General features: G+C 66.7%; 3 protein-coding genes. 2 read left to right on the top strand and 1 reads right to left on the bottom strand.

Annotated elements, in window-relative coordinates:
• Positions 1 to 1116, top strand: a 1116-nt coding sequence (locus tag OJI97_RS02910) for a hypothetical protein (protein ID WP_297660980.1), incomplete at its 5' end; no start/stop codon positions are given.
• 58 nt (positions 1117 to 1174) lie between these two features.
• On the opposite strand, the gene OJI97_RS02905 is transcribed toward OJI97_RS02910, so the two are convergent.
• A complete protein-coding gene (locus tag OJI97_RS02905) occupies positions 1175 to 1939 on the bottom strand; it encodes a TorF family putative porin (RefSeq protein WP_297660978.1) in 765 nt (254 codons plus the stop codon).
• 82 nt (positions 1940 to 2021) lie between these two features.
• On the opposite strand from OJI97_RS02905, the gene OJI97_RS02900 reads away from it, so the two are divergent.
• A partial coding sequence (locus tag OJI97_RS02900) for a hypothetical protein (protein ID WP_297660977.1) occupies positions 2022 to 2247 on the top strand: 226 nt, incomplete at its 3' end.

Below are 2247 nucleotides of genomic sequence, written 5' to 3'. Positions count from 1 at the left end.
CGCCCGGCCGCGACGGCGCGCCCCGCCCCGCGCCGGCGCTTTTCGCCGCTCGCACTCGGCGGCGCCGCGCTTCTGGCAGTCGCCGTCATCGGCGGAGGCGGCTGGTATTATGCCGCGAGCGCGGGCACTTTCGACAAGGCGGCGGTCGAAGCGAGCCTCGACCGGTCGGTCGATACCGCCGCGCCGGTGATCGCCAACGCGGTCGACAGCGCGCTCCGCGACACCGAGGGGTCGACCAACGGCAAGATCTTCTGGGGCCTCGCACAGCTCATCGCGGTCGAAACCGCGCCCAGCGAGAGCGAACTCGCGCGCTTCGATGCCGACGTCGCGAAATTCTTCGGCGATCCCTGCCACTGTGTGCCCGTCGAGGGCGCGCCCTTCACCATCGTCTCGCTCTGGACGCTCAAGGCCTATGGCGCGGTCAAGCGGCCGCCGCCCGCGATGGTGGTGGAATCGCTGCTCGCGGCGCAGAATGGCGAAGGCTGGTGGTCGAGCGCGATGGACGCCGCCAACCGGCCCGACAATGCCGCCGCCTATGTCACCGCCTTCGCGGTCATCGCGCTGCGCGAGCTCGACCCGGCGCTGACCGGCGACCCGGCACTCCGCGCGAAAGTGCGCGCGGCGCGCGAGCGCGCGGTCGAATGGCTGAAGCGGCGGCGGCCGAAAGCCGGCGTGAACTGGGCCGACTATCCCGACAACAGCCTGCGCACCGAGGCCTCCTCGATCTCGGCGATGGCGACGGTCGCGCTGCTGCCCGAGGTGAGCAAGGTCGAAGCAAAGGACATCGCGGCGGGCTTCGTCGCGGGGATCGACAAGCTGTCGCCGATCGACAGCAATTTCTCGGCCGACATCATGGTCACCCGCGCCAATGGCGAAACCTATGTCGACACCTATCGCCATGTGCCGGCGGGCTGGGAAATCCGCGCGCTCGCCGAAAGCTATCCGCTGCTGGACGGCGACGCGGCGACGAAAGCGGGGCGCCTGCTCGACCAGGCGAAGGCGATCAGCCTGTCGGACCCGCAACTCGCGCGCCAGGACTGGATGCTCGCCGAACAATATATGGGATTCCGCGGCGCGCGCGATGCGCTGGCCGCTCCCGCCGCCGCGAAACCCTGAAGCTGCCGCGCCGGGATGAGGGGGGCGGCGCCCCTCCGGGCACCGCCCCCGTCCGGCGTCAGAAAGACGCGCCGAGCGAAAAGACCACCGCCCCGTCGGCCCCGACCGCGCTCTTGTAGCCGAGCGCTTTCGGCTCGTCGGTGTTCACATAGCTGACGCCGAAAGTGAGCATCTTGTAGGAGGCGGTCGCGCCGACCGACCAGTCGAAGACCTTGCCGTCGAAGCCGCCGGGGAACGCATCGCTCCACGCCTGTCCGGCATGGGCGTTCAGCGCGAACGGCGTATCGGGAATTTGGGCGACCAGTTCGCCGTGCAGATAAAAGGCCGACGATTTCGCCCCGATCGGACGGCCCGGATCCTGGGTGTTGCCAAGCGCCGACTGCTTCCATGCATAGTTGACGCCGACCTTGGCGTTCACCGGGCCGACATCGGTCGACAGGTTCAGATAGGGTTCGAAGAAATCGGCGCCCGAGCCCCCATGCTGGGGGTAAAGATAGTAAAGCAGACCGCCGTCGACCGTCACGCCGCCGACGTCCTTGCTATAGCCGGCAAAGAGATCGACTTCGGTATTGCCCGCAAAACTGACGCTCGATGCCCAGGTGCCGGCGTAAAGCCCGCTCTCATGGGTAACGGTGATTCCGCCCTGGATCGCGGGGTCTTCGCTGCTCTGGCTGAAACCGCGGAATCGATAATCGGAAACCAGGGTCACGCTGCCGGTGATCGTGATCGGTTCGGAGGCCGCTTCTTCCTGAGCGTGAGCCGCGGCGGGAGCCAGCGAAACGGCGAAGAGCATGCCGAGGCATGCGCGGGAGAGGTTTTTCATGGACTGATCCCTTGATGGTTGTCGGATCGTCCCTGCCTGCCGCGCGACCGCCAGCCTCTTTTTCGGGCCGGTCACATCTCGCGTGCCCGATGTGTCGTCGAATTTGCTGCGCCGCACAAACGAAAAATGCGCCGCCTGCGCGAAATCGGCATCATCGTGCGACTTTTATGCAACAGCAGGTTGCGTGGGCGGGCCGCCAGTTGAAATTTTGATGCAGGATGCGCCGGATCTGGACCAATCCGTTCCCGTCATTCCCGCGAAAGCGGGAATCCCGCTCTTCTTCGTGCCTTTGTGCCTTTGTGCGAGTC

The organism is Sphingopyxis sp. (assembly GCF_025869345.1).
GTDB lineage: Bacteria > Pseudomonadota > Alphaproteobacteria > Sphingomonadales > Sphingomonadaceae > Sphingopyxis.
Note: the sequence above shows the minus strand (reverse complement) of the source record. Positions and strands in the feature narration are given on the sequence as shown.

Excerpts from the sequence above, each read along its gene's own strand:
- OJI97_RS02905 (WP_297660978.1), bottom strand. The coding sequence starts at position 1,939 with ATGAAAAACCTCTCCCGCGCATGCCTCGGCATGCTCTTCGCCGTTTCG.